At 65.8% G+C, this 25,093-nt stretch carries 23 protein-coding genes; 17 read left to right on the top strand and 6 right to left on the bottom strand.

Translation table 11 applies throughout. The annotated features are described in order from the left end of the window. Positions 1-26: 26 nt before the first annotated feature. Complete coding sequence (locus tag HXX15_RS13135) at positions 27-524, bottom strand: hypothetical protein (protein ID WP_296516504.1); 498 nt, start codon at positions 522-524, stop codon at positions 27-29. A 69-nt stretch (positions 525-593) separates the two neighbouring features. Here HXX15_RS13135 and HXX15_RS13130 point away from each other — a divergent pair, with 69 nt between their 5' ends. The 13 genes from HXX15_RS13130 (at position 594) to HXX15_RS13070 (ending at position 16,478) form a co-directional block, all read left to right on the top strand. After that, on the top strand, positions 594-4,436 hold the full coding sequence (locus HXX15_RS13130) for a glycoside hydrolase/phage tail family protein (protein ID WP_296516503.1): 3,843 nt from the start codon (positions 594-596) through the stop codon (positions 4,434-4,436). Between the two features lie 6 nt (positions 4,437-4,442). Beyond that, entirely contained in the window at positions 4,443-6,077 is a 1,635-nt protein-coding gene (locus HXX15_RS13125; RefSeq protein ID WP_296516502.1) for a DUF2793 domain-containing protein, read from the top strand. Between the two features lie 12 nt (positions 6,078-6,089). Continuing rightward, positions 6,090-6,842, top strand: coding sequence for a glycoside hydrolase family 19 protein (locus tag HXX15_RS13120; protein ID WP_296516501.1), 753 nt, complete (start codon positions 6,090-6,092; stop codon positions 6,840-6,842). Positions 6,843-6,845: 3 nt separating this feature from the next. After that, positions 6,846-7,418, top strand: a complete 573-nt coding sequence (locus HXX15_RS13115) for a 3TM-type holin (RefSeq protein WP_296516500.1) — start codon at positions 6,846-6,848, stop codon at positions 7,416-7,418. A 93-nt stretch (positions 7,419-7,511) separates the two neighbouring features. Next, positions 7,512-8,183: a response regulator transcription factor gene (locus HXX15_RS13110; RefSeq protein ID WP_296516499.1), complete on the top strand. Its 672-nt coding sequence runs from the start codon at positions 7,512-7,514 to the stop codon at positions 8,181-8,183. Positions 8,184-8,228: 45 nt separating this feature from the next. Next, on the top strand, positions 8,229-9,641 hold the full coding sequence (locus HXX15_RS13105) for a sensor histidine kinase (RefSeq protein WP_296516498.1): 1,413 nt from the start codon (positions 8,229-8,231) through the stop codon (positions 9,639-9,641). Positions 9,642-9,734: 93 nt separating this feature from the next. Further along, the gene (locus HXX15_RS13100; RefSeq protein WP_296516497.1) at positions 9,735-10,205 is read left to right on the top strand and encodes an RT0821/Lpp0805 family surface protein; all 471 of its coding nucleotides are present in this window, start codon (positions 9,735-9,737) and stop codon (positions 10,203-10,205) included. Positions 10,206-10,420: 215 nt separating this feature from the next. Further along, on the top strand, positions 10,421-11,824 hold the full coding sequence (locus HXX15_RS13095; RefSeq protein WP_296516496.1) for a hypothetical protein: 1,404 nt from the start codon (positions 10,421-10,423) through the stop codon (positions 11,822-11,824). A gap of 67 nt (positions 11,825-11,891) precedes the next feature. Further along, complete coding sequence (locus HXX15_RS13090) at positions 11,892-12,446, top strand: hypothetical protein (RefSeq protein ID WP_296516495.1); 555 nt, start codon at positions 11,892-11,894, stop codon at positions 12,444-12,446. Next, the gene (locus tag HXX15_RS13085) at positions 12,443-12,727 is read left to right on the top strand and encodes a hypothetical protein (RefSeq protein ID WP_296516494.1); all 285 of its coding nucleotides are present in this window, start codon (positions 12,443-12,445) and stop codon (positions 12,725-12,727) included. The genes HXX15_RS13090 and HXX15_RS13085 overlap by 4 nt, the downstream gene beginning before the upstream one ends. 136 nt (positions 12,728-12,863) lie before the next feature. Beyond that, on the top strand, positions 12,864-13,967 hold the full coding sequence (ccmI, locus tag HXX15_RS13080) for a c-type cytochrome biogenesis protein CcmI (protein ID WP_296516493.1): 1,104 nt from the start codon (positions 12,864-12,866) through the stop codon (positions 13,965-13,967). A 28-nt stretch (positions 13,968-13,995) separates the two neighbouring features. Further along, the gene (gene ccmE, locus HXX15_RS13075; protein ID WP_296516492.1) at positions 13,996-14,499 is read left to right on the top strand and encodes a cytochrome c maturation protein CcmE; all 504 of its coding nucleotides are present in this window, start codon (positions 13,996-13,998) and stop codon (positions 14,497-14,499) included. Next, the gene (locus HXX15_RS13070) at positions 14,496-16,478 is read left to right on the top strand and encodes a heme lyase CcmF/NrfE family subunit (RefSeq protein ID WP_296516491.1); all 1,983 of its coding nucleotides are present in this window, start codon (positions 14,496-14,498) and stop codon (positions 16,476-16,478) included. The genes ccmE and HXX15_RS13070 overlap by 4 nt, the downstream gene beginning before the upstream one ends. Before the next feature lie 15 nt (positions 16,479-16,493). Here the strand turns inward: HXX15_RS13070 and HXX15_RS13065 are convergent, their stop codons facing one another. Further along, positions 16,494-16,916, bottom strand: coding sequence for a helix-turn-helix transcriptional regulator (locus HXX15_RS13065; protein ID WP_296516490.1), 423 nt, complete (start codon positions 16,914-16,916; stop codon positions 16,494-16,496). 54 nt (positions 16,917-16,970) lie between these two features. Beyond that, on the bottom strand, positions 16,971-17,213 hold the full coding sequence (locus HXX15_RS13060) for a type II toxin-antitoxin system RelE/ParE family toxin (protein ID WP_296516489.1): 243 nt from the start codon (positions 17,211-17,213) through the stop codon (positions 16,971-16,973). Positions 17,214-17,252: 39 nt separating this feature from the next. On the opposite strand from HXX15_RS13060, the gene HXX15_RS13055 reads away from it, so the two are divergent. Then, the gene (locus HXX15_RS13055; protein ID WP_296516942.1) at positions 17,253-17,738 is read left to right on the top strand and encodes a cytochrome c-type biogenesis protein; all 486 of its coding nucleotides are present in this window, start codon (positions 17,253-17,255) and stop codon (positions 17,736-17,738) included. Between the two features lie 11 nt (positions 17,739-17,749). On the opposite strand, the gene HXX15_RS13050 is transcribed toward HXX15_RS13055, so the two are convergent. The 3 genes from HXX15_RS13050 to HXX15_RS13040 all read right to left on the bottom strand — a co-directional run bounded on the left by HXX15_RS13050 (position 17,750) and on the right by HXX15_RS13040 (position 20,726). After that, positions 17,750-19,018 (bottom strand): PAS domain-containing sensor histidine kinase, encoded by a 1,269-nt coding sequence (locus tag HXX15_RS13050; RefSeq protein WP_296516488.1) that lies wholly within the window; start codon positions 19,016-19,018, stop codon positions 17,750-17,752. A 252-nt stretch (positions 19,019-19,270) separates the two neighbouring features. Then, a complete protein-coding gene (locus HXX15_RS13045) occupies positions 19,271-19,759 on the bottom strand; it encodes a ferritin family protein (protein WP_296516487.1) in 489 nt (162 codons plus the stop codon). Positions 19,760-19,817: 58 nt separating this feature from the next. Further along, a complete protein-coding gene (locus HXX15_RS13040; protein ID WP_296516486.1) occupies positions 19,818-20,726 on the bottom strand; it encodes a 2Fe-2S iron-sulfur cluster-binding protein in 909 nt (302 codons plus the stop codon). A gap of 361 nt (positions 20,727-21,087) precedes the next feature. On the opposite strand from HXX15_RS13040, the gene HXX15_RS13035 reads away from it, so the two are divergent. The 3 genes from HXX15_RS13035 to HXX15_RS13025 all read left to right on the top strand — a co-directional run bounded on the left by HXX15_RS13035 (position 21,088) and on the right by HXX15_RS13025 (position 25,091). Further along, the gene (locus HXX15_RS13035) at positions 21,088-22,680 is read left to right on the top strand and encodes a Do family serine endopeptidase (RefSeq protein ID WP_296516485.1); all 1,593 of its coding nucleotides are present in this window, start codon (positions 21,088-21,090) and stop codon (positions 22,678-22,680) included. 265 nt (positions 22,681-22,945) lie between these two features. Beyond that, entirely contained in the window at positions 22,946-23,626 is a 681-nt protein-coding gene (locus HXX15_RS13030; protein WP_296516941.1) for a response regulator transcription factor, read from the top strand. Continuing rightward, on the top strand, positions 23,610-25,091 hold the full coding sequence (locus tag HXX15_RS13025) for an ATP-binding protein (RefSeq protein ID WP_296516484.1): 1,482 nt from the start codon (positions 23,610-23,612) through the stop codon (positions 25,089-25,091). Before HXX15_RS13030 ends, HXX15_RS13025 begins: the two co-directional genes overlap by 17 nt. Positions 25,092-25,093 lie beyond the last annotated feature (2 nt).

Here is a 25,093-nt window from a genome sequence, read left to right as displayed (position 1 = left end):
GGTCGCGGCCGTAGCTTACCGCGCGATCAGCAGATCTTCTTGAACCGCGCCTTCCAGTTCGGCGCGTCGACCGGCGGCAGCACGTAGCTTTTGCCTTCGGCCGAAATCGTCAGCGGCTTGCCGGAATCGAGCAGGTTGAACAACTTGTCTTCGAGCTTGTGCCACGCCTTTTCGTACAATTCGGGGTCCTGCCTTCGGTAGCCGAGATCCTGCTGGGCAAACCGCGCCGGCCCGGTCTCGCCTGCCTCGGGCTCTTCGATCTCGCCCTTGAGGGTCATCGACGATTGGGCGCTGCTGATCGTAATCGACGCCGCGCCCTTGCGGTCCTGCGCGCCAGGGTAGTTGGCGTTGATCGCGAAGGCATGGCCGCACCCGACGAAGAATACGTCCCGATCGCCGACCGAGTAGGTCAATATCGGGTGTTCACGATCATCGACGACGAATTTCCAGGCGCCATCAGCGGCGAAAGCTGGGAAGCCGGAAATCGCGGCCATCGCGGCCAGCAAGATCAGTCGTCGTGTCATTCGGCCCTCCGCGGCGATCCGATGCCGGGGCGTTGGCCGGCGTCGCAAGCATAACCGAAGTCAAATCCCATGGCAGCTCTCGTTCTCTCCGTCGCCGGCGGCGCCGCCGGCGCGCTGTTCGGTCCGGCCGGCGCGATTGCCGGACGGATCGCCGGCGCGCTGGTTGGCAACATCATCGACCGCTCGCTGTTCGGCGCCGGGGACCGCAGCGTCGAGGGGCCGCGGCTGGCCGATCTCGATGTGATGGCCTCGACCGAGGGCGCGCCGATTCCGCGCGTTTATGGCCGGGTGCGGTTGTCGGGGCAGGTGATCTGGGCAACCCAGCTCGAGGAAGTGATCTCGACCGAGACCACATCCGGCGGCAAGGGTGGCGGCGGCGCGACCACGACCACCACGAACTACAGTTACTTCGCCAATTTTGCGGTCGGGCTGTGCGAGGGGGCGATCGGCCGGGTGGCGCGAATCTGGGCCGACGGCAAGCCGCTGGATCTGTCCGGCATCAACGTCCGAGTCCATCGCGGCAGCGAGGACCAAAGCGCCGACGAGTTGATCGTCGCCAAGGAAGGCGCCGCCAACGCCCCGGCCTATCGCGGGCTGGCCTACGTCGTGTTCGAGCGGCTGCCGCTGGCGGATTTCGGCAACCGGATTCCGCAATTGTCGTTCGAGGTCATCCGGCCGATCGGACTGCTGGAAAAGATGGTGCGTGCGGTGACGCTGATCCCGGGCACCACCGAATTCGGCTATGAGCCCGCGACCCTGGTACAAATCATCGACAAAGGGACGTCGGCCCCGGAGAACCGTCACGTCGCCAACGCGGCGTCGGATGTGATCGAAGCGCTCGACGATCTGCAGGGCATCTGTCCGGCGCTACAGCGCGTCGCATTGGTGGCGGCGTGGTTCGGCTCCGATCTGCGCGCGCAGGTTTGCACTGTGCGGCCCGGCGTCGAGAACCGCGGCAAGCTGCTGAACCGAACGACATGGTCGGTGGCCGGCGCGACCCGCGCCGACGCCTGGCTGGTGTCGCAGGTCGCCGGCCGACCGGCGTTCGGCGGCACGCCGTCGGACGACAGCGTGGTGCATCTGATCGGTGAGCTGAAAGCGCGCGGGCTCAAGATCACGTTCTATCCGTTTGTGATGATGGACGTTCCGATCGGCAACGCGCTGCCGAATCCCTGGACCGGCGCGGCGTCGCAGCCGCCCTATCCGTGGCGCGGCCGTATCACCTGCGATCCGGCGCCGGGGCGGCCGGGATCACCGCAAGGCACCGCGACGGCCGCGGCGCAAGTGGCGAGCTTCTTCACCGGCGGGGTGTGGAACTATCGCCGCATGATCCTGCACTACGCCAATCTCTGCGCCGCGGCGGGCGGCGTCGATGCGTTCCTGATCGGCTCGGAACTGAAGGCGCTGACGCGGGTGCGCTCCGGCCCCGGCGTCTATCCGGCGGTGCAGGCGCTGGTGTCGCTCGCGACCGAAGTGAAGGCCATCGTCGGCGCGTCCACGCTCGTTACCTATGGCGCGGACTGGACCGAATATGGCTCCGACGTGATCACGCCCGACGCCTCCGAAGTCCGGTTTCCGCTCGATCCGCTGTGGGCGTCGAGCGCGATCGGCGCGGTCGGGATCGATTACTACGCACCATTGGCGGACTGGCGCGACGACGCCGGACATCTCGACCAGGCGGCGGCGGCTTCGACCTACGACCGGGCCTATCTCGCCGGCAATGTCGCCGCCGGCGAGGGCTATGACTGGTACTACGCCGATGACGCGGCGCGCGCCGCGCAGAATCGCGGCGCCATCACCGACGGCCTCGGCAAGCCCTGGACCTATCGGGTCAAGGACATCTGGAATTGGTGGTCGCAATCGCATCGTGAGCGGGTTGGCGGCGCCGAGCTGTCGCCCACCGCGTGGTTGCCGATGAGCAAGCCGATCTGGCTCACTGAAGTCGGCTGCCCTGCGGTCGACAAGGGCGCCAACCAGCCCAGCGTGTTTCCCGATCCGAAATCGAGCGAGAATTTCGCACCGTATTTTTCCAGCGGCGAGCGCGACGATCTGATTCAGCGCCGCTATCTCGAAGCCATTATCGCGGCGTTCGATCCGGCGTTCGGCGCCGGCGACGCGCGCAACCCGGTGTCGCCGGTCTATGGCGGGCGGATGATCGACGTCTCGGCGATCCATCTGTGGACCTGGGACGCGCGGCCCTATCCGGTGTTTCCGGCCGCCGACGAGGTCTGGAGCGACGCGCCGAACTGGCAGAACGGCCACTGGCTCACGGGTCGGCTCGGTGGCGCGCCGCTCGACGCGCTGGTGAGCCAATTGCTGGCGGATTCCGGCGTCACCGGCGTCGACAGCAGCGCGTTGCGCGATGCTTGCGACGGCTATCTGGTGGATCGGCCGATGGCGCCGCGCGCGATGATCGAGCCGCTGGCGATGGCCTACGCCTTCAACGCGACGAGCGCGGACGGCACCTTGCGCTTCATCCAGCGCGGCGGCGCGGCGGTGGCGGAGATCGCCGAGGACGAACTGGTCGCGTCGGCGCAGGGCGCGGCGTCGCGTTTGACGCGGGCGCAGGAGACCGAATTGCCGCACGAAGTCTCGTTCGGCTTCACCGACGGCATGACCGACTACCGCCGCGCCGCGGCGGTCTCGCGCAAGCTGGTCGGCGGCGCCAATCGCACCGTGCATGCCGACCTCGCGGTCGTGACCAACGCCGCGGCGGCAGCGCGGCGCGCCGAAATCCTGCTGCAGGACCTGTGGGCCGGCCGCGACAGCGCCAGCTTTGCAATCGGCATCGACCGGCTGGCGCTGGTGCCCGGCGACGTGGTCGCACTCACCGTCAACGATCGGCGGCGGCTGTTCGAGATCGACGAGGTGGTCGACACCACGGCGCGGCAGGTCAAGGCGCGGAGCATCGATCCGGAGGTGTTTGCGATGCCGCTGCGGGCGCCGCCGCGGGTGCCGGCGCAGATTCCGGCGGCGCTGGGGCCGGTGCAGGCGCTGTCGCTCGATCTGCCGGTGATCGATGCGGCGGCACCCGCGGTGCTGACCCGGCTGGCGATCTTCGCCAATCCGTGGCCGGGATCGGTGACGATCTGGAACACCGCCGACGGCGCGAGCTACCAGCCGATCGCCGTCGCGGCGGCGCGCGCGACCATCGGCGAGACGCTCGATCCCTTGCCGGCCGGGCCGACCGCACTGTGGGATCGCCGCAATGTGTTTCGGGTCCGGCTGTTCGGCGGCGCGCTGGCGTCGCTGTCGGACGCCCGCGTGCTGGCCGGCGGCAACGGCGCGGCGCTATGTAATCCCGGCGGCGATTGGGAGATCCTGCAATTCGCTAATGCCGAGCTGGTCGACGGCAACATTTATGCGCTGTCGCGGTTGCTACGTGGCCAGGCCGGCAGCGAGCACGCGATGCAAGATCCGCTGCCGGCGGGCGCGCCGTTCGTGCTGCTTGACAGCCATCTGGTGCCGCTGGCGCAGGGGCTCGATGCGCTGGGACGAAACCTGCAACTACGCATCGTCGCTTCGGGGCGCAGCCATGACGACCCGACCGCGGTGGAACTGGCGGTGACACCCACCGCGACGGCGTTGAAGCCGCTGGCGCCGGTGCATCTCGCGGCGGCGCGCAAGCCGGACGGCGTTCACATCTCATGGATCCGCCGCACCCGGATCGACGGCGACGGCTGGGGCGTCGAAGTGCCGCTCGGCGAGGACGTCGAAGCCTACACGCTCGAAATCCTGTCCGGCGCCGCGGTGATGCGTGCGATCGCCTGCGCCACGCCGGCGGCGATTTACGCCAACGCCGACGAACTAACGGATTTCGGCGCGCCGCAGACGAGCCTGCACATCCGCGTCGCGCAATTGTCCAGCACGGTCGGCGCTGGATTCCCCGCCGAACTCACTCTCAACCCCTGAGTTGCCATGACAGACACAGCAAATCTCGGCCTGCCTCTGATCGAGGCCAGCCAGGCGCAGAAGCACGTCACCCATAACGAAACGTTGTTCAGCCTGGATGGGCTGGTGCAGCTCGCGGTGATCTCGGCGGCGGTCACCACGCCGCCAGGCTCACCGAGCGCGGGTCAGCGCTGGGTGGTGCCGGCCGGCGCCAGCGGCGCGTGGACCGGCAAGACCAACGCGATCGCGGCCTATTATGACGGGGCATGGAGGTTCTATACCCCGAAGACCGGCTGGCTGGCCTATAACCTCGCGACCGGCATTCTGCTGGCGTGGAACGGCAGCGCCTGGATCAACGCGCTGTCCGCGTTCCAGAATCTACCGATGATCGGAATCAACACCGCGGCCGACAGCAACAATCGGCTCTCGGTGAAGACCAATGGCGTGCTGTTCGGCAATGACGACGTCACGCCCGGCACCGGCGACATCCGTATCATCCTGAGCAAGAGTGCGGCCGCCAAGGATGCCGGCTTCACCTTTCAGGACAATTGGAGCACGCGGGCGCTGTTCGGCCTGCTTGCCGACGACAATTTTCACATCAAGGTCAGTCCGGATGGCGCGGCTTTCACCGACGCAATCCAGATCGACAAGACCACCGGCAATGTCGGGATCAGAACGACGCCGAGCAGCGGCGCCAACGCGCTGCAGGTCGCGGGCTCCAATGCGCTGTTCAGCAACGGCTCGGGCGGCTTCTCCTTCACCTTCAGCAAGAATGCCACCGCCAACGATGCCGCACTCTACATGCAGACCAATTTCAGCACCAAGGCGCTGTTCGGCCTGCTCGGGCTCGACGATTTTTCGTTGAAGGTGACGCCGGATGCGTCGAACTACTATCCCAGTCTGCGGGCCTGGAATGCGCTGCACGGCCGGCTCGATATCAAGGACGCGCGCCGCCGACAACCGATGCAATGGTCGCCGCGGCCGGGCTCGACCACGCTGGACATGGTCGGTCTCACCGCGACGATCACCGGCACCGCCACCGCGGTGGCGCCATCGGCCGGCAATTTGTTCCTGTCGTCGCCGCGGATCGATTTCAATTCGGCCGGCAGCGCCGGCGCGTCGGCCGGCGCCAACGGCGCGGCGCTGACGTTTTGGCGCGGCAATGGCGCCAGTCTGGGCGGGTTCTATCTCCTGATCCGGTTCGGGATCGAGACCTTTCAATCGACCTCGCGGTTGTTTGCCGGGCTCTACAGCTCGGCCAGCGCGATCGGCAACGTCAATCCGAGCACGCTGCTGAACCTGATCGGCGTCGGCTTCGATTCCAGCGATGCGACGCTGTCGCTGCTCAGCAATGACGGCAGCGGGGCGGCGACCAAGACCAGTCTCGGCGCCGGCTTTCCGACCACCGGCGGGCAGGATTTCTACGAACTGATATTGTCGGCGGAGCCCAACGGCGCCGACGTCAAATACCGGGTCGAACGGTTGAATTCCGGCGATGTCGCCAGCGGCACGGTGAGCGCCGATCTGCCGGCGACGACGCAGTTCCTGACGCCGCATCTCTGGATGAACAACGGCAGCTCGGCCGGCGCGGTGAGTGTGGCGTTGTTCCAGATGTATTGCGAGCCGGCGGCGCTGCTCGGGTCGCGCGGTCTGATCGCGTAGTACGGAGCTCCCATGACCATCGATGAACGAATGCTGCGGCGGCTGTGGCCGCAGGGCGACAGCCGTGTCGCCGGATTGCTCGCGGGAATCGCGGCGCAATCGGAGGCCGTGTTCGCGCGCTACGGCATCAATACGCCATTGCTGGTCGCGCATGTGATGGCGCAGATTTCGCACGAATGCGGCGCCGGCCGCGACGTCGTTGAGAATCTCAACTACACGGCGGGCCGTATGATGCAGGTGTGGCCGTCGCGGTTTCCGACCATGGCCAGTGCGCAGCCCTACGCCGGCAACCCGCCCGCGCTCGCCAACAAGGTCTACAATGGCCGGATGGGCAACCGGTCCGGCTCCGACGACGGCTGGAATTTTCGGGGCAGGGGCGCTTCGCAGACCACCGGCCGGGAAGGGTACGAACGGCTCGCGCGGGCGACCGGGCTCGATGTCGTCGCCAATCCCGATCTGGTGCTTGACCCGAAGTACTTCCTGCTCTGCGGCGTCGCCGATTTCGTCAATTGCGGCTGCCTGCCATTCGCCGAGGCCGACGACATCGTCAATGTCACCAGACGCCTGAACGGCGGCACCATCGGCCTGGCGCAGCGCAAGGCGTGGCTGGCGAAATGGCGGGCCGCGCTCGACGCCGTGCCGTCGGTGACGTCGCCACCGGTGGTGATCACGTCCCCGCCGCTGGCGCCCGACGCGCCGGCCGTGCCGCAGCCGCGGCTTGCCAAATTCATTGCCGCGATCCTGGCGGCCATCGGAAGGAATTGAACGATGGATTGGAGCGATCTCGCCAAACAAGTCATTCAACTCGGGGCACCGATGCTGGGCACCGCGCTCGGCGGTCCGCTCGGCGGCGCCGCTGGACAAATCCTCGCGCAGGCGCTGGGCTCGCCGACGCCGACGCCAGCGGCGGTGCAGGCGAGCCTGCCGTCGGCTGATCCGGAGAAACTCGCGGAAGCGGAAGCGTGCTGGGCGGAGATGATCCGCGCCGAGGCCGAAACCCAGCGCGCTGCGATCGCCGAGACCGGTGTTACCATGCGCGCCGAGATCGCCAGCAATGACGTGGTTCAGCGCTGGTGGCGGCCGGCTTACGCCTGGGAACTGACGCTGGAATGTGCGGCGCTGTGGACCGTGCTGGTGCACGAATTCTGGGCCGGCGACATCCAGACCATCAACGCGCTGATCGGCGCAACCACACTGCTGGCGACCTATTGGGGCTTCCGATTCGGCGTGTTAGGCGTCTATATCAGTGGCCGAACCCGGGAAAAGGTCAGCGCCGCCACCGGGCAGGATAGTCCGGGCGTGATCGAAAAGCTGGTGAAGGCGGTTGTGAAGAAAAAGTAATGTGACGCGGGCGGCGGTGTTCATTTGGTATTCACGCCGGCGCGCCTCATCTGGATGGCGGCAATCTCGCCGGCAGATTTTTCGGAGTGCATCTTGCGCCTGCTCGTCGTTGAAGATGATCCCGACCTCAACCGTCAGCTCACCACCGCGCTGACCGACGCCGGCTATGTGGTCGACCGCGCCTTCGATGGCGAGGAGGGGCATTTCCTCGGCGACACCGAACCCTATGACGCGGTGGTGCTCGACATAGGACTGCCGAAGATGGATGGCATCTCGGTACTGGAAGCGTGGCGCCGCAACGCCCGGGCCATGCCGGTCTTGATCCTCACCGCGCGCGACCGCTGGAGCGACAAGGTGCAAGGCTTCGACGCCGGCGCCGATGACTACGTCGCCAAGCCGTTTCACCTCGAGGAAGTGCTGGCGCGGATTCGTGCCTTGCTGCGCCGCACTGCCGGACACGCCCAGTCCGAGCTGACCTGCGGCCCGGTGGTGCTCGACACCCGCACCGGCCGGGTCAGCGTCAACGGCAATCCGATCAAGATGACCTCGCATGAATACCGGCTGCTGGCCTATCTGATGCACCACGCCGGCCGGGTGGTGTCGCGGACCGAACTGGTCGAGCACCTGTACGATCAGGATTTCGACCGCGATTCTAACACCATCGAGGTGTTCGTCGGCCGCATCCGCAAGAAGCTGGACGTCGACATCATCCAGACCGTGCGCGGGCTCGGCTATCTGCTGACGCCGCCGGTCGATGCGCATTAGGCTCGCGCCCATGAACCGGAGGCCGGACGCGGCTTTGGTTCAGACGTGACGAACGTGCAGCATACCCGGACCGGCACGGCGAAGGTTCGCACCAGTTCGCTGGCGACACGGCTGTTCGTGTCGGCGACCGCCTGGGTGGTGATCATCCTCGCGCTCACCGGGATCGTGCTGTCGTCGGTGTACAGGCAGGGCTCGGAGCGCGCCTTCGACCGCCGGCTCAATCTCTATCTGCGCACCATCATCGCCGAAGTGGCGACGCCCGACTCCACGCCCGATCAGTTCCAGTCGCTCGGCGAACCGCTGTTCGATCTGCCGCTGTCGGGTTGGTACTGGCAGATCGTCCGCACCGATACCGACAAGGTCGATCCCCGCGCGTCGCGGTCGCTGTGGGACCGCAAGCTGCCGAAGCTGGAGGACCAGGGCGTCGGGCTGAGCGCCGCCGGGATCCGGCAGGGCTATGTCGACGGCCCCGAGGGCCAGACCTTGCGGATGGTGGAGCGGCCGGTCGACCTCGGCATCGACGGCAAATTCGTGGTCACGGTGGCCGGCGACGCCAGCGAGATTTTCGAGGAAACCCGAACCTTCGATTACTACCTCGCCGGGACCTTCGTGGCGTTGTCGATCGGCCTGTTGCTGACCACGATCTTCCAGGTCCGCTTCGGTCTCGCGCCGCTGAAACGGATCTCGGAGTCGATCGCCGATATCCGCTCCGGCCGCGCCGAACGGCTGGAGGGCGAGTTCCCGGTCGAGATCGCGCCCTTGGCGCGCGAGACCAACGCGCTGATCGACGCCAACCACAAGATCGTCGAGCGATCGCGCACCCATGTCGGCAATCTGGCGCATGCCATCAAGACGCCGCTGTCGGTGCTGGTCAACGAGGCCTCGGCGCGGCCCGGCGATCCGTTCGCGGCGAAAGTGCTGGAACAGACCGAGGTGATGCGCGACCAGGTCGCGCATCACCTCGAGCGGGCGCGGATTGCGGCGCGGGTCAGCGTGATCGGCACCGTCACCGAGGTCGAGCCGGTGATCGAGGCGCTGTGCCGGACCATGGAGAAGATCCATCGCGACCGCGACATCGCCATCGACATCACCGCGGCCCCCGGGGCGAAATTCCGCGGCGAGCGCCAGGACCTCGAGGAGATGGTCGGCAATCTGGTCGACAATGCCTGCAAATGGACCAATCGCCGGGTGTTCATCGAGGCGCGGGTGGAGCGCCGCGCCGGGTCAGATCCGACGCCGCAGCTGCGCATCGTGGTCGACGATGACGGCCGCGGGCTGTCGGCCGAGGAGCGGGCGCAGGTCGCGCGCCGCGGCCAGCGGCTCGACGAAACCAAGCCGGGCTCCGGCCTCGGCCTGTCGATCGTGGTCGACCTCGCCGCGCTGTACGGCGGCGGCCTGACACTGGGGAATGCGCCGATCGGCGGGTTAAGGGCGGAACTGGTGTTGCCGGCGGTGTGAGAATGTTGCCCGTCCTGCTGCCCCGTTCTCGCCTGAATCTTCCGCTTCCTTTGCCACAAGCGCTGCTGCCATCCGGCGCGCTTTGGGATCGCCATGACCAAGCCGTCGACATCGCTGATGCCGCTGACTGCGCTGCTGCTTGCCGCGCTGGCGCTGGGCGGTTGCGATCGCACCACCGGCTTCGGGACCGGCGTCGATTCCTTCACCGGCAGCCTCGGATCGCGCTTCGACCGGGGCGGTGACCGGGCCGCCGCCGCGGTCAACAATGCCGCGATGGGCGGGCTGATCGGCGCCAAGATCGGTGCCTTGCTCGACGACGAGGATCGTCGTCTCGCCTATCAGGCCGAGATCGACGCGCTCGACAATGGCGCGTCCGGCGCGCCGGTGCCGTGGCGCAATCCGGCTTCGGGCCGGTTCGGCAACATCGTTCCGGGGCCGGCCTATGCCAGGCAGGGCGCGACCTGTCGCGGCTATTCCCATACCGTGACCGTCGGGGGCCAGCTCGAGATCGCGCGCGGCACCGCCTGCCGAGCCCAGGACGGGCCGTGGACCGCGGCCGGCTAGCGGCTCCGAAAAATCCCGGGCCGACCCGAATATTCAAGCGGAACCAGTCGCTTGTCGCAGCGATCTAATGTTCTTGCGGATCATGAGCGCGACCATTTCTGTGATGCCCTCAACCCCTTCTTAACGCCGAGCCTGCTATCTCTTGAGGCGACGCCGTGGCCTGGCGACGCACGAGGTGCGGCCGGCGCGCGGCCGAAGCGTGCAGATTTGGGCGTATGAGTCAGACATCGATCGAGCGGCTGAGGGACTATCTCGGGCAGCTTCCGCCTCAGTCGAAGGCGTTGCTGATGCGGGAGTTCGAGCGCGCCATCGAGCGCGGCGAGGACCTCGCGGTCGCCAATTTCGTCCTGGAGGAACTGCGCAAGATCGTGCGCGGCGCCGACGACGACAACCAGCCGCGGACCGACGATCCGGCGCGGCTGGCGTTCCGCGCCCTGGAACCGTTCCTGATCGAGAGCAGTCAGACGCCCCGGCCAGGGCAGATCCGGCGCGGCTCGCTGGCATCGGTCTGGCAATGGCTGGTCCGCGACGGCATCCCCGAGCAGGCACGGGAATTCGACACGGCGCTTGCGGGTCTGCGCGGCGCTGGAAGTTCAACCGAAATCCACAATCTGGTGCGTAAGCTGCAGGTCGCCGCGGCGGATGCGATCGCCAAAATTACCCATCCCGAACCCGGCGTCGACCGCCAGCGCGCGATGTCCCGGGTCGGTCCGCCGGCTACGGTCGAGGACCTGCCGGGGATCGGTGCCGTTCTGAAAAACCGTGAAGCGCTGGATGTTTTCAACGGGAAGCTCACCAGTCATCTCAGGGTGTTCGGGGACTCCCAGGTCAGTTCGATGCTCGCCGCGCTGAACGTGCCGGCATTGCAGACGCCGGTGCTGCTACCGTTCGCGCTGTCGCTGATCATGCAACATCTGAGCGCGCCCTGGCAGATCATCCGTCTGGCGCTCAAGGTCGCTGGCTCCGACGACGAGATCAAGGTGGCCGCAACCCCGTTCGGCGTTACCGTCACGATGGCGATCCACGACCTGGCGCAGGTTGCCGCCGACATGCGCAGCGAAATCAAGCGCGGGCACTTCGTCAACGTCTCGGAACATCTGAAAACCATCCATGATGGCGTGCGGGGTCTGCGCACCGAACTCGATCTGCGCAACGACTCGCCGTGGGGCAAGCAGCTGGCGTCGATCCGGGTCGACATTTCGAACTCGCTGAAATCGGAGATCGAGAGCGTTCCCGGTCGGGTCCGGCGGTTGCTGCGGCAGCGGCCCGACAAGGATATTTCCGTCGGTTCCAAGCTCGATCAGCTGGAAATCGACGAGGCCGCGGCGTTGATCGATTTCGTCGCGATCTGCCGCACCTATGCCAGCGAACTTGCGATCAACGAGATGACGCTGCGGACCTATTCGGACCTGCAGCAATATGTCGAGAAGTCGACCGAGGCGCTGGTGCAGGCGCTGCGCGGCGCCGACGCCCGGGTGCGGCCGTTCCGGCAGATGCAGGTCCAGGCCGCGATCCGGTTCTGCGAGGTGCTGTTCGGCCGCGATTATGCCTCGCTGATGAGCCGGGCGGCCGAAAGCGCGATGGTCGTGGTGGAGCGCAAGCCGGCCCGGGCGGGGTGACCTGTTTCGGGTTTAGATCGGCGCCTGTGGGACTGGCAGAACCCGTCACGTAGCCTATAATGGCCAAATGGCAGTGCAGGCGCTCAGTTCAGCGATCAACTTGTTCTCCGCGCCGGCGGCAGATCGGTTTTGGCTTGGGCCAAATCTGCCTGAAAGCGAATTTCAAGAGGAATTGAAAAGTCATATTTCAAAGTTGTCCGATCTCATTCGGCGACGCCGAACTAACGCCGTTCAGGAAAAGCTGCGTTTAAACTCTTCATTTAGGTCTCTGGCCCAGGCAGGTGGTGAGCCGTTCGAGAAAGCAATGCTTCAACTCGACGAAACAATTTCGCAGTTCGAAATATTCATCGGGCAAGACAAGGCGACAATCATTCGGCAACAGGAGGAATTGGACACCGCATTGGCAGGTCTCGCATCGATGTCCGTTTCAACCGCAAGGCTTGCTCGCCGATCGTTGAACAGGTTTGTTGAACTTAATGGCGAATTGCACAATGAGATTATTGAATTTTACTATTTTCTGCTTGCGCTTCGTGCAGAATATATTCCCGATGCGCACGACGGGCCCGCGTTTGGCGACCCAACCGCGCTCGAAGATTACCTTCGCGAGCAACTTAAGACATGAGCGTATCGGTCAAACCGACCGGTGCCTTCCTCCGCGACCTCAAACGGATTGGCAAGGGATCTCGCCAGGACGATGTGATCGCAGCACTCAAGGTTTTCGCGGGAAATCCCTATTCTTCAAGACTCAATTTTGAGCCGATCCGAAGCCAGCGGGGCTACTTTTCGATCCGCGCGAATTACCATGACCGCATTGTTCTAAGAGAGACGGGCCAATCGGAATATGAGGCAGTCGCGGTCGGAAATCACGACTATGTCTATGTTTCCTTCTTTCGCAGGAAATGAGGTTATCAGCCCACAATCAATGCTTTTTTGGCTTTCCGCTGCCGCAATTGTCAATTGCGCCGCCCTCCTAGTCATGGTGTAAACCGGCACAACCGGCGCTTGCGATGTCGCGGCGCGGTGGTCCGGTACCCGCTTGATGACGCTCTGGTTTGTGTTCGCGATGATGACGGCTGCGGCGGCTTTTGCCGTGCTGTGGCCGCTGTCGCGCGGCCTGCGGGCGCAGCGTGAGGGCAGTGAAGCCAATGTCTACAAGGACCAGCTCGCCGAGGTCGAACGCGACGCCGCCTCTGGCCTGATCGAGCCGCCGGAAGCCTCCGCGGCGCGGGTCGAAATCAGCCGCAGGCTAATCGCCAGCGCCGACGCCGAGCGCGCGCCGCCGACGTCGTCGCGCAAGGGATTGCGCCGCGCGGTGGCGGTGTTGGCGCTGCTCGGGCTGCCGGCGATGGCGGTGGCGTTGTATCTGCCGCTTGGCTCGCCGCAATTGGCCGACGCTCCGCTGGCCCAGCGCGCCAAGGCGCCGACGACCGCGCAACCGCTGGAGAACCTGGTGGCGCAGGTCGAGGCCCATCTCGAAAAGAACCCGGCCGACGGCCGTGGCTGGAGCGTGCTGGCGCCGGTGCTGGCCAAGCTCGGCCGGTTCGACGATGCCGCGCGGGCCTATCGCAACGCGATCGCCTATTCCGGAGACAGCGCCGAGCGCCGCGCCGATCTCGGCGAGATCCTCACCATGGCGGCGGGCGGCGTGATCACTGCCGACGCCAAGGCAGAATTCGAACGCGCGCTCGCGCTGAACGCCGACGAGGTCAAGTCGCGGTATTTTATGGGGCTCGCCGCCGAACAGGACGGCCGCGCCAAGGACGCGGCATCGATCTGGCGCGCGATGTTGGAAAAGGCGCCGGCGGACGCTCCGTGGCGGCCGATGCTGCAGGCCGCGCTGGCCCGCGTCGGCGGCGCCAAGGTTCCGGCGCTGCCGGACGACAAGGTGGCCGCGGCCAAGGATATGACCGCAACCGACCGCGACGCGATGATTCGCGGCATGGTCGATCGGCTCGCGACGCGGCTGAAGCAGAACGGCGACGACGTCGAGGGATGGCTGCGGCTGGTGCGTGCCTATATGGTGCTGGGCGACGCCGACAAGGCCAAGGGGGCGCTGGCGCAGGCGCGGCAGGCGGTCGGCGGCAATGCTGACACATTGCGGCGGCTCAATGAGGGGCTGAAAGATCTCGGGCTCGACGGATGAGCCGGACATTCAACACTGACGGGTTGCGATGACGCGGAAACAGCGGCGTTTGACGATGATCGGTGGCGCGGGCGTCGTGCTCGCGATCGCGGCTGCGCTGGTGCTGAGCGCGTTGCGCGACTCCATCGTGTTTTTCTCGACCCCGCAGATGGTGGCCGAGCAGCACATCGCGGCCGGCAAGCGGTTCCGACTCGGCGGTGTGGTGGAACCGGGCTCGCTGCAGCGCGGCGCCGATCTCGCGGTGGCTTTCAAGGTCTCCGACGGCAGCAACACGCTGCCGGTCGCCTATAAGGGCATCCTGCCCGACCTGTTCCGCGAAGGGCAGGGCGTGATCGCCGAAGGCGCGCTCGATGCGGCCGGGGTGTTCAAGGCCGACACCGTGCTCGCCAAGCATGACGAGACCTACATGCCGAAGGACGTCGCCGACGCGCTGAAGAAGCAGGGCCACTGGAAGGACGACTACGACAAGAAGCCCGGTGGCCAGGCGGCGAGCGCGCAGCCGGCAGTTGCCAAGCAAGGTCTGACGCAATGATCGCCGAAGCCGGACACTACGCGCTGGTGCTGGCGCTCGGTCTGGCGCTGATCCAGGCCACCGTGCCGATCCTCGGCGCCTGGCTGCGCGACGGCGCCCTGATGAATGTCGCGCGCTCCACCGCGCTGGCGCAGCTGGCCTTCGCCGCCGCGTCGTTTGCAGCATTGGTATGGCTACACGTCAGTTCGGATTTCTCGGTCGTCAACGTGTTCGAGAATTCGCACTCGATGAAGCCGCTGCTCTACAAGATCACCGGCGTGTGGGGCAATCACGAAGGCTCGATGTTGCTGTGGGTCTCGATCCTGGCGCTGTTCGGCGGCCTGGTCGCGGCGTTCGGCAACAATCTGCCGCTGTCGCTGCGCGCCCATGTGCTGGCGGTACAGGCCTGGATCGCATCCGCGTTCTATCTGTTCATCCTGCTGACCTCGAATCCGTTCCTGCGTATCGCCGATCCGCCGATCGAGGGCCGCGATCTCAATCCGGTGCTGCAGGACATCGGCCTCGCGATCCATCCGCCGATGCTCTATCTCGGCTATGTCGGATTCTCGATTTCATTCTCCTTCGCCGTCGCCGCGCTGATCGAGGGCCGGGTCGACGCCGCCTGGGCGCGCTGGGTGCGGCCGTGGACGCTGATGGCGTGGGTGTTCCTGACGCTCGGCATCGCGATGGGCTCGTACTGGGCGTACTACGAACTCGGCTGGGGCGGCTGGTGGTTCTGGGACCCGGTCGAGAACGCCTCGCTGATGCCATGGCTGGCCGGCACCGCGCTGCTGCATTCCGCGGTGGTGATGGAGAAGCGTAACGCGCTGAAGGTCTGGACCATCCTGCTGTCGATCCTGACCTTCTCGCTGTCGCTGCTCGGCACCTTCCTGGTCCGCTCCGGCGTTCTGACCTCGGTGCATGCGTTCGCCACCGACCCGACCCGCGGCGTGTTCATCCTGCTGATCCTGTGCGTCTTCATCGGCGGCAGTCTGACGCTGTTCGCCTGGCGCGCGTCAGCGCTAAAGCAGGGCGGACTGTTTGCGCCGATCTCGCGCGAGGGCGCGTTGGTGCTCAACAATCTGTTCCTCACCACCGCCTGCGCCACGGTGTTCGTCGGCACGCTGTATCCGCTGGCGCTGGAAGTGCTCACCGGCGACAAGATCTCGGTCGGCGCGCCGTTCTTCAACCTCACCTTCGGGCCACTGTTCGTGCCGTTGCTGCTGGCGGTGCCGTTCGGGCCATTGCTGGCCTGGAAGCGCGGCGATCTCGCCGGCGCGGCGCAGCGGCTGATTGCGGCCGGCGTCACCGCGCTGCTCGCGGTGGCAATGGTGGCGGCCTGGACCCGTGGCGGCGCCGTGCTGGCGCCGCTGGCGATTGGCCTCGCGGTGTTTGTGATCGCCGGCGCCGTCGCCGATCTCGCCGAGCGGATCGGCTTGTTTCGTAATCGGTTTGCGGTGACGCTGCGGCGCGCGTTCGGACTGCCGCGCTCGACCTGGGGCACCATGTTTGCCCATGCCGGTGTCGGCGTGGCGCTGATCGGTATCGTCTGCGAGACCACCTGGAACAGCGAATACATCGCCTCGATGAAGGAGGGCGATGTCGCTCGCATCGCCGGCTACGCATTGAAGCTCGAGGGTGCGACGCAGCGGCAGGGGCCGAATTTCCGCGAGCAGATCGCGCGGTTCGCCGTCAGCCGGGGCGGCAAGGCGCTCGACCCCATGACGCCGTCGAAGCGCAGCTTCAGCACCCGCGGCATGTCGACAACCGAAGCCGCGCTGCAGACCCACGGCGTCAGCCAGCTCTACGTTTCGCTCGGCGAGACCGCCGCCGACGGCACCATCGCGGTGCGGATCTATCACAAGCCGCTGGTGCTGCTGATCTGGTTCGGCCCGCTGCTGATGGCATTCGGCGGACTGCTGTCGCTATCCGACCGACGCCTGCGGGTCGGCGCGCCGAAGCCGGCAAAGCCGTCGCGGGCGATGCAGGCGGCGGAGTAGGCAAGCGAACCCGATTCAGCGTAGTCCGCGCTGTCGCTTCACCTTGGCGACCGCCGGCTTGCGCTTGACCAAGCGTCCCGGTTCGGCTTCGTCAGCCGCGACAGCGATTGGCGCGAGTAGATCGACCGGCACGTCGAGAACGGCCGCAATCTTGCGGTGGAGCTCGAACGGGCCTTTGCGCTTACCGGTTTCGAGGTCCGACAGGTAGTTCTGGGTGATCTGGATTTTTTCAGCGGTAGCGAGTTCGGCTTGGGTCAGGCCCCGAAATCGGCGCAGCACCCGGATCGGATTCTCACCGCTCGCCAATTGTTCGACGATCGCGAGGGGCAAGCGCAAACCGTCACCTTTCTTCGCACGCGCCACCAGCCGCGCGGTACCGGCGTCCTCGGCGGCTTCGTCAGCCAAGGCCTTCAGCCGCTCATATTCGGCGCGCGGCATGATCGCGACCTCGCCGGTGGGGGTTTGCTTGAATTCGACCTTCATCGCCTGTCCTCAGTCGTAAATATCCCGCCGATGGCCGACGGCAACGACGACAATGTCGCCGGATTCCTGATAGAAGATGACGCGGTAGTCCCCGACGCGGAGCCGTGCGCCATCTTGTCCCTTCAGCTTTTTGATATCGCCCCGACCGGTTTGCGCAAAAGCTTCCAGCTTGGCGCCGATGCGCTTGCGCAGCTGTGGCGCCAGTTTCACCCATTGCCGCGACGCGGTTGCCGTGAAGACGACCTCGCTCATCGCTTAAAATATCGCATTGTGCGATATTTATGTCAAGCGATGGTGGCGATCGCGATGACGCTGTCGGCGCCCGCCCATGCTGTGCAGCCTGACGAGATCATGTCCAATCCCGCGGAGGAAGCGCGGGCGCGCGACCTGTCGCAGGAATTGCGCTGCATGGTGTGCCAGAACCAGTCGATCGACGATTCCAATGCGCCGCTGGCGCGCGACCTGCGGCTGTTGGTGCGCGAGCGGATCGCCGCCGGCGACAGCGATTCCCAGGTGATCGATTTTCTGGTGGCGCGCTACGGCGAGTTCGTGCTGCTGAAACCGCGGTTCAGGACCCATACGTTGCTGCTGTGGCTGTTGCCGCCGCTGGTGCTGGTCGGCGGCGCGGCGGCATTGTGGGCGCAGAACCGGCGGCGATCGACCGTTGTCGGGCAAGCAGTGGATGCGTCGTTGGCGCTGACCGCCGAGGAAGAAGCGCGGATCGAGCGGCTGCTCGGCGCCGACTCCGCGCCGGACAAGCCGGCCCGAACGGGCTGACGGTCTGTTCGCTATTGCCCGCCGCAATCGTCGCGCCGCGCTGCGGCGGTCGGGCCAGCGGCTGCGCGTGGCAGATAAAGGTTGACCGAGGTGCCCGCACCCGGGGTGCACCAGACGATCACTTTGCCGTGGCAGTGTTCGGCCAGTTCGAACGCCCCGGCAAGTTCAGCACCGGCGGCGCTGTCCGGCTTGTCTTCGCCGGCAACGGTCGCGTTGAATTGCGCAGGGGGATTCAGCGGCACTTCCGGACGCATATCGCACACCGCGAAGTGCACGTAGTCGCCGGGTGGCAGCGTCGGCGGCAGCTCGGAGTCACGGCAGTTCTTGACCCGCACCGTAACCATGCCGCCGTCCGACATCGTGGCCACGGCGTGTGACAGCAGGTTCAAAAACACCGCTCGCAGTTTGCTCGGGCTCGCTCGCACCGGCCAGCACGCGGGTTCGACATCGAGGCCGAGGGTGATTGTGCCGCCGAACAGTTGACCGGCTAGGGTCGCGGTGGCGTCGACAAATTCGGGCGTATCGATCAATTCCGGCTCGGTCGCCTCGATCCGCAACAGCTCGAGCAGGTGCCGAACCAGCAGGCGGCCGCGTTCGATCGCCTGATCGATATTGTCGAGGATGTCGGCTTGCAACTTCGGTGCGACGCCGCGATGCAGGATGCGCGAGGAACTGCTCAGCACCATCAGCACATTGTTAAAGTCGTGAACGATGTTGCCGACGAACTGGCCGAGCAGACGGATCTTCTCGGCGTGCGCCGCGCGCGCGGTGGCTTGCGCCAGCCGATGCGACTCCGATTGCAGCTCGCGCGTTAACGCGCCGAGCGCCGCCTCGGTCGCGGTCACCGAGTTTTGCAGGTCGGATTCGCGTAGTTTGTAGGAGGTGACGTCGCGTGACTGAACCAGGATTTGTGCCAGATTGCCGGAGACGTCGGTCACCGGGCCGACGGTGAGGTCGAACCAACGCAGCTGCCCCTTCAGGCTCTGACACCGCGCGGTGAATCGGGTCGTCAATCGCGCATGCGCGCGCTCAATCGCTTTCACGGCTTCGGCGCGCATATCGGTGGGCCACAGGTCTTGCCAGTTCAGGCCGTCGAGTTCGGCGTCCGACGTCACCTCCATGGCGGCGCGCCAGGTCGGATTGGCGTGCTGGATCACACCGACCGCGTCGAGCGTCGCCATGCAGTCGCTGCTGGAATACATGAATGTCGAGACCAGCGACGCCGGGATGGTGAGGTGGCGCTGGCCGCCGCCGCCGCTCTGGCGATTTGTGCTGGACATGACCACCCTTGCGCGAATGATTTTACGATCAATCTGGCTTGCTCGGGGAGATCGGAACTTGATCCAGATCATGCGCGCCGCCGCTGACGCGGGGTGTGCGGTGCGCATATCGGAGGCGTAGGGTCAGGCGCAGTTGGCGAGCCGGGAAGGTTGGTCGGATAGCGGCTTTCGCGCACCCATTGCGGTGCGCCGTCGCTGGCCGCCTGAATCGGCTGGCCGATCCAGGCGAACCATTGTTGCGGGTCGGTCAGGTCAGAACGGCGTGATTTCCATCGGCAGCGGCTTGCCGGCCTTGTGCAGCGCGATCCATCGGTGCAGTTCGGCGACGTGGCCGCTTTCTTCGGCGACGAACTCCTTGGCCAGCGCCCGGATTTCCGGATCGTTGGTGGTGTCGAGAACGTTCTTGTACCATTCATACGCGCCGGTCTCGGCTTCCAGCGCGATTTCCAGCGCTAGATCGCGACCGATGAAGGGATCGGTGCCCCAGATCGCCGCGGTCTCCGGACTTTCCAGACCGGGCCAGCTGAAGTCTTCGGGCTTCAGCTCCGGGATCTCGCGAAAGCCGGCGCGGGCCTGCGCGTCGGCCTGATGCATTCGGGAATAATCCGACAACTGCCGAAACAGTTTCGAGACTTCGCGGTTGCCGCAGGATTCCATCGCGTCGGCAAGTTGACCGAAACGCAGTGCGGCCTCCTGCTCGAGCTTGATCGAGTGTGCGAGAAATTCTTCGACCGTATCCATCATTCAATTCCTTCGCTGTTGCGCCGCCGGCATCGCCGACGGCGTTGCACAGATGCGGTCAGGCGTTCTCGTGCGCCTTGGCGTTCTTGACCGCCCACTCTTCCTGGGTGATCCAGGCTTCCAGGATCTTGACGTGCTCGGCCTCTTCCTTGACGAATTCCTTGGCCGCCGCCGCGACCGCGGGATTCTTCGAGGTGGCTTCGACCGCGCTGTAGAATTCATAGCCGCGGCGCTCGCCCTGCAGCGCCACCTTCAGACCGCCCAGCCGTGACATCGACGGATCGGCCGCCCACACCGCGGTGGATTCCGGCGTGGCGTGGTTGGGCCAGGCATAGTCCGGTGGAACGTTCTTGCCGAGATCGATCGAGCCGGCGCGTGATTTCACTTCGGCGAGATGCAGGCGCGAGAAGTCGGCCAGCTGCTTGAACAGCTTGGCGACCTCGAGATTGCCGACCTTGGTCATCGCTGCCGCGAGTTCGTCGTAGTTCAGCGCAGCGTCTTCCTCGACCTTGGCGGCGTAGCCGAAGAATTCGTCGAGCGTTGCGATTTCGGTGCCGCCCTTGTAGCTCTTGGCCACGCTGGTGACGTGCGGGCGCTGCGCCGGCAGGGTCTTGTCGCCCTCGAACGTCACCAGGATGTCCTCGTTGCGCACGAAGCACTGGCACGCCAGCCGGTAGCGCGGCGGGATGTCGTTGACTTCGGCGTTCTTGATCTCTTCCTTGGTGATCTTGCCGAGCTGCTTGAGGACTTCCTTTTCCTTCTCGGTCAGGGCGACCGCGGATTTGGCGTGCGGATTGAAGTGCTCGACCTGCACCAGGCAGGAGCCGCATTCGCCGTCCTGGCAATCGAACGGGATCGGAATCTTGTGCGACTTGGCAACCGCCAGGATGGTGCCGCGATCGCCGGCGACGGCGTAGACCGTGACGTCCTTCGCCATGACGGGGGATGAAAAGGTAATATTAGCCACGACGAGCCTCCTGTTTTCTGACGATCACGTTGGGACGCGCTTCAGCGTCACTGGCTGCGGCTTGGCAAGAACCAGGCCACAGCGGTTTCGTTTGGAAATCAGGTAGTTGGGTGGGGGGATCGGGCGAGAGGCGGCGACAACGGGATCGGATTCCCGACATCGTGTGTAGGGTGACTGACAATTGCGCGGGCACGTGTGCTTCGCCGGCGCCGATCCATCGCCTCCTGGGTCGCGGATTTCTTCAATATTACAAAACTTTAATTCCCCAGCCAGCGCGCCGTAAGGCGGCAACACCCATCTTCACAACCACAAGGTGCTCGCCCCCCGCACCGTCGATTTACTGGTATCTGGAGACTGCTGCATGACTGACCGCCCGATTGATCTTTCCTCGCTTCCGCCCGTCCGTCATTCGCCGTTCTCGGCGCGCAAATTGGCTCTGATGGCGTCGGTGGTGGCGGGCCTCGGGATCGCCGGCTTTGGGCTCAGCCCGGCGCCGCATTCGTTCGACAACGTGTTTTCGACCGCCGCTCATGCTCAGGTCGACAAGCTGGTGAAGCAGGTTCAGCACCCGGTCGGGTTCGCCGACATCGTCGAAAAGGTGAAGCCGTCGGTGATCTCGGTCAAGGTCAACATCAACGAGAAGGTCGGCAAGGACGACGGCGCCGATAACAATAACGACGACTCGCCGTTCCAGCCCGGCTCGCCGATGGAGCGCTTCTTCCGCCGCTTCGGCGGACCCGATGGCCTGCCGCCCGGAATGCGCGGCGGTCCCCGCGGCCATCGCGGGATGACCGGTCAGGGTTCGGGCTTCTTCATCTCGGCGGACGGCTTTGCGGTGACCAACAACCATGTGGTCGATGGCGCCGACAAGGTCGAGGTCACCACCGACAGCGGCAAGACCTACAAGGCCAAGGTGATTGGCACCGACGCCCGCACCGACCTCGCGCTGATCAAGGTCGAGGGCGGCTCCGATTTCCCCTACGCCAAACTGTCCGACGGCAAGCCGCGGATCGGCGACTGGGTGCTGGCGGTCGGCAATCCGTTCGGCCTCGGCGGCACCGTCACTGCCGGCATCGTCTCGGCCTCCGGCCGCGACATCGGCAACGGACCGTATGACGATTTCATCCAGATCGACGCGCCGGTGAACAAGGGCAATTCGGGTGGCCCGGCCTTCAACACCGAAGGCGAAGTGATGGGCGTCAACACCGCGATCTACTCGCCGTCCGGCGGCAGTGTCGGCATCGCGTTCTCGATTCCGGCCTCCACCGTGAAGACGGTGATCGAACAGCTCAAGGACAAGGGTTCGGTCAGCCGCGGCTGGATTGGGGTGCAGATCCAGCCGGTGACACCGGAGATCGCCGACAGCCTCGGACTCAAGGCTCCGGAAGGCGCGCTGGTGGCCGAGCCGCAGCGTGACGGCCCGGCGGCGAAGGCCGGCATCGAATCCGGCGACGTGATCACCGCGGTGAACGGCACCCCGGTCAAGGACGCCCGCGAACTCGCCCGCACCATCGGCGGATTCGCGCCCGGCAACGCGGTCAAGCTCAACGTGTTCCACAAGGGCAGTGACAAGGTCGTCAACCTCACCCTCGGCAAGCTGCCGAATACGATCGAGGCCAAGGCTAGCAACGACAACAACGATCGCGGCCGCTCCGATAGCCGCGGCACCGAAGTTCCGAAGCTGGGTCTGACGCTGGCTCCGGCCAGTTCCGTCGCCGGCGCCGGCAAGGATGGTGTCGTGGTGACGGAAGTCGATCCGAAGAGCGCCGCGGCCGATCGCGGCTTCAAGGAAGGCGACGTGATTCTCGAGGTCGCAGGCAAGGCCGTCGGCAGCCCTGGTGAAGTTCGCGAGGCGCTCGACGCGGCGCGCAACGACAACAAGAACAGCGTGCTGATCAGGGTTCGCAGCGGTGGCTCGTCGCGCTTCGTCGCGGTTCCGATTGCGAAGGGGTGATCGCATTAGAGTTGGAAGGCGCTGCCGGCAATGTCGCCCCCCGCTGACGGCGCCTTCTGGGGACGGGTCAAAAACTCGTCCCCTCCCAATACCTTCCGGCAGGAGTAAGCCCCCCTCCGTCGGAAGGCTAGGCGGGCGGTGAAGTTCCCCCAGCTTCACCGCCCGTTTCCTTGCCCATCGGGGAGCGCCGACCGCCTTGCATGGCGGGGGAAGCCAAGCCATGGTGACAGCAATCCAACAGACCTTGAGCGAACCCGACACACCGATGCGCCTGCTGATCATCGAGGACGACCGCGAATCCGCCGATTATCTGGTCAAGGCGTTTCGCGAGGTTGGCCATGTCGCTGATCTCGCAAGCGACGGCGAGGAAGGCCTGGCGCTGGCCGATTCCGGCGACTACGACGTGCTGGTGATCGACCGCATGCTGCCGAAGCGCGACGGCTTGAGCGTGATCGGCACCCTGCGCGAGAAGGGCAACCGCACCCCGGCGCTGATCCTGTCGGCGCTCGGCCAGGTCGACGACCGCATCAAGGGCCTGCGCGCCGGCGGCGACGATTATTTGCCAAAACCCTATGCGTTCGCCGAATTACTGGCGCGCGTTGAAGTGCTGTCGCGCCGTCACGGCGGCCCGGCCGAGGAAACCTCATACAAGGTCGGCGACCTCGAACTCGACCGGCTGTCGCATCGCGTCGTGCGCGGCACCGAGGAACTGACGCTGCAGCCGCGCGAGTTCCGCCTGCTCGAATATTTGATGAAGCACGCCGGCCAGGTGGTGACCCGCACCATGCTGCTGGAAAACGTCTGGGACTATCATTTCGATCCACAGACCAACGTCATCGACGTCCACATCTCGCGGCTGCGCAGCAAGATCGACAAGGGCTTCGAGCGGCCGCTGCTGCACACGATCAGGGGCGCTGGATACATGATCCGTGACGGCATTCGGTAAACTGTTTCGCACCACCGCGTTTCGGTTGACGCTGGTCTATCTGTTCCTGTTCGCGCTGTTCGCGGCGTCGCTGCTGGCTTACTTCGCCTGGAACACGCACCGCCTGATCACCGATCAGATCACCACCACGGTCGACGCCGAGATCGGCGAGATCGACGATATCTATACGCGGCGCGGCTTGCGCGGGCTGGTGTTCACGATCGAGAACCGCGCGCTGCGGCCGGGCGCCAATCTGTACCTCGTCACCACGCCGGCCGGGCAGGCGGTGGCCGGCAATATCGGGGCGCTGGCGCCGGGGGTGATGGCCAAGAACGGCTGGTCCGAGACGTTCTACGAACGGCTGGACGATGGCGGCCAGCGGGATCATCGGGCCCTGGTGCGGGTCTCCGAACTCAGCGGCGGCTTCCGGCTGCTGATCGGCCGCGACCTCGCCGAGCGTCGCCGGCTGTTCGGCGTGGTCGCCAATGCGGCGCGCTGGTCGGTGCTGATCGTGATCGTGCTCGGGCTCGGCGGCGGCGTGTTCGTGGCGCGACGGGTGCTGCGGCGGATCGACGCCATGACCGGCACCACCCGGCGGATCATGGCCGGCGACCTGACCGGCCGACTGCCGGTCGGCCGTAGCGGCGACGAACTCGACCGCCTGGCCGAAAACCTCAATGCCATGCTGGAGCGCATCGAGGCACTGATGACGGGGCTGAAGGAAGTCTCCGACAACATCGCCCACGATCTGAAGACGCCGCTGACGCGGCTGCGCAATCGCGCCGAGCAGGCGCTGGCGACGGCCGGCAGCGAGGCCGAATACCGCGCGGCGCTGGAGCGCACCATCGAGGAATCCGACGGGCTGATCCGGACCTTCAATGCGCTGCTGATGATCGCGCGCGCCGAATCCGGGCAGGCGCGCGACAACATGGTCGATTTCGACGCCGCCGAAATCGCCAACGGTATTCACGAACTGTACGAACCGCTCGCCGAGGATAGCGGCTTGACCTTGCAGGTGAAGGCCGTGCCGACGCCGCTGCATGGCAATCGCGAATTGATCAGCCAGGCGCTGGCGAACCTGGTCGAAAACGCCATCAAATATGGCCAGCCCGCACCAACGTTGCAACCGCTCGGGGCCGACGCGGTGCCTGGCGCGGCCGCGGTCGGCGACGCGGCCAGCGAGAACGACAAGGTGATCCTGATCGAGGCGCGGCGCGACGGCGATCAGGTGCTGCTGAGCGTCACCGACCACGGGCCCGGCATTCCCGAGGCCGACCGCACCCATGCGGTGCAGCGCTTCGCCCGGCTCGAGGCCAGCCGCACCCAGCCGGGCTCCGGCCTTGGCCTCAGCCTCGCCTCGGCGGTTGCCACGCTGCATGGCGGCGATCTCAGGCTGACTGATGCGCAGCCCGGGTTGCGCGCGACGCTTGCAATTCCCGCCCGCGCGGGCGATGCACGTGCCGTCCCAACAGCGAATTCAGAATAGAT

It is taken from the genome of Rhodopseudomonas sp., from assembly GCF_013377015.1.
In the GTDB taxonomy this organism is placed as follows: Bacteria; Pseudomonadota; Alphaproteobacteria; order Rhizobiales; family Xanthobacteraceae; genus JARJEH01.
This window is presented reverse-complemented; position numbering and strand designations above follow the sequence as displayed.

Coding starts and splice junctions, on each gene's coding strand:
- HXX15_RS13085 (WP_296516494.1), top strand. CDS start 12,443: ATGAGCGTATCGGTCAAACCGACCGGTGCCTTCCTCCGCGACCTCAAA.
- HXX15_RS13050 (WP_296516488.1), bottom strand. CDS start 19,018: ATGTCCAGCACAAATCGCCAGAGCGGCGGCGGCGGCCAGCGCCACCTC.
- HXX15_RS13095 (WP_296516496.1), top strand. CDS start 10,421: ATGAGTCAGACATCGATCGAGCGGCTGAGGGACTATCTCGGGCAGCTT.
- HXX15_RS13065 (WP_296516490.1), bottom strand. CDS start 16,916: ATGCCGCGCGCCGAATATGAGCGGCTGAAGGCCTTGGCTGACGAAGCC.
- HXX15_RS13125 (WP_296516502.1), top strand. CDS start 4,443: ATGACAGACACAGCAAATCTCGGCCTGCCTCTGATCGAGGCCAGCCAG.
- HXX15_RS13120 (WP_296516501.1), top strand. CDS start 6,090: ATGACCATCGATGAACGAATGCTGCGGCGGCTGTGGCCGCAGGGCGAC.
- HXX15_RS13130 (WP_296516503.1), top strand. CDS start 594: ATGGCAGCTCTCGTTCTCTCCGTCGCCGGCGGCGCCGCCGGCGCGCTG.
- HXX15_RS13115 (WP_296516500.1), top strand. CDS start 6,846: ATGGATTGGAGCGATCTCGCCAAACAAGTCATTCAACTCGGGGCACCG.
- HXX15_RS13055 (WP_296516942.1), top strand. CDS start 17,253: ATGGTGGCGATCGCGATGACGCTGTCGGCGCCCGCCCATGCTGTGCAG.
- ccmE (WP_296516492.1), top strand. CDS start 13,996: ATGACGCGGAAACAGCGGCGTTTGACGATGATCGGTGGCGCGGGCGTC.
- HXX15_RS13135 (WP_296516504.1), bottom strand. CDS start 524: ATGACACGACGACTGATCTTGCTGGCCGCGATGGCCGCGATTTCCGGC.
- HXX15_RS13035 (WP_296516485.1), top strand. CDS start 21,088: ATGACTGACCGCCCGATTGATCTTTCCTCGCTTCCGCCCGTCCGTCAT.
- HXX15_RS13030 (WP_296516941.1), top strand. CDS start 22,946: ATGCGCCTGCTGATCATCGAGGACGACCGCGAATCCGCCGATTATCTG.
- HXX15_RS13060 (WP_296516489.1), bottom strand. CDS start 17,213: ATGAGCGAGGTCGTCTTCACGGCAACCGCGTCGCGGCAATGGGTGAAA.
- HXX15_RS13045 (WP_296516487.1), bottom strand. CDS start 19,759: ATGGATACGGTCGAAGAATTTCTCGCACACTCGATCAAGCTCGAGCAG.
- ccmI (WP_296516493.1), top strand. CDS start 12,864: ATGACGCTCTGGTTTGTGTTCGCGATGATGACGGCTGCGGCGGCTTTT.
- HXX15_RS13090 (WP_296516495.1), top strand. CDS start 11,892: ATGGCAGTGCAGGCGCTCAGTTCAGCGATCAACTTGTTCTCCGCGCCG.
- HXX15_RS13070 (WP_296516491.1), top strand. CDS start 14,496: ATGATCGCCGAAGCCGGACACTACGCGCTGGTGCTGGCGCTCGGTCTG.
- HXX15_RS13100 (WP_296516497.1), top strand. CDS start 9,735: ATGACCAAGCCGTCGACATCGCTGATGCCGCTGACTGCGCTGCTGCTT.